Consider the following 888-nt stretch of genomic DNA (forward strand, 5'->3'; position numbering starts at 1 on the left):
TGCGTGGGTCGGCGCTCCAGGGCCGTGCCCGGGCGTCCGGCCGCGGCGAGGTGTCGCGGCGACCGGGGTCTCCCGGAGCGACGCCGAGGGGTGGCCGGGACCGGTGACGGTGCTGCGTCGCCGGAGCGGTGAACCTCCGCGGCGTCAGCCGCAGTCCATCGCACGGACGGGTTCCGGCACGGCGAGGCGCGGCGGCGGCGACGGTGATGCCGCACGTCGACCGCCTGCTTGCCCCGTCGGCTTGTGCGATCGCGTACCGGCCGATGGGACGGCGCGGGCGGCCTCGGTGCCGGGTACCGCCGAACGGAAGCAGGCGATGGGGACGCCGCCGGGGCTCCCGGGCGATGAGCCCCGGCGGTCGGCCGCGGGCTGCCGCGGTGACGGCGCGTGCGCGAACCAGGGTTCGGGCCTGCGGACGGGTCCGGTCAGGCCCGGGGTCCTCGGTACCGGGGGTTCCCCGCGCGGTGCGTCCTCGCCGCGACGCGCTCAGGGCAGGGGCGCCACGTAGACCCAGGCGCCGTCGTGGCGGACGAAGCGGCTGTTCTCCTGCATCGCGTCGTGCTCGCCGCGCAGGCTGTAGTGCGCGCGGAAGGCGACGGTGCCCTCGCTGTGGAAGGCGCTGCCGTCGGTCGTGGCGAGGATCTCCAGCCGCTCCCAGCGCAGGTGGTGGTCGAGGTCCAGCTCCGCGGGCCGGGTCTCCGGGTGCCAGGTGCGCAATACGTACGCCGCGTCGTGTACCGCGTAGGCGCTGTAGCGGGAGCGCATCAGGGCCTCGGCGGTGGGGGCGGCGGCGTGGCCGGAGTGGTAGCGGCCGCAGCAGTCGCCGTACGTGGCGGGCAGCCCGCAGGGGCAGGGCGTGCCGGGGGAGTGCGGCACGCCCTGCCCCTG

At 77.0% G+C, this 888-nt stretch carries 1 protein-coding gene; it reads right to left on the bottom strand.

Annotated features, from left to right (window positions below; all coding sequences use genetic code 11):
• Window positions 1-486: 486 nt before the first annotated feature.
• Window positions 487-876, bottom strand: coding sequence for a YchJ family protein (locus PV350_RS46755; protein WP_500339329.1), 390 nt, complete (start codon window positions 874-876; stop codon window positions 487-489).
• Window positions 877-888: the final 12 nt, after the last annotated feature.

This window comes from Streptomyces sp. PA03-6a, from assembly GCF_033792765.1.
Taxonomy (GTDB): Bacteria; Actinomycetota; Actinomycetes; order Streptomycetales; family Streptomycetaceae; genus Actinacidiphila.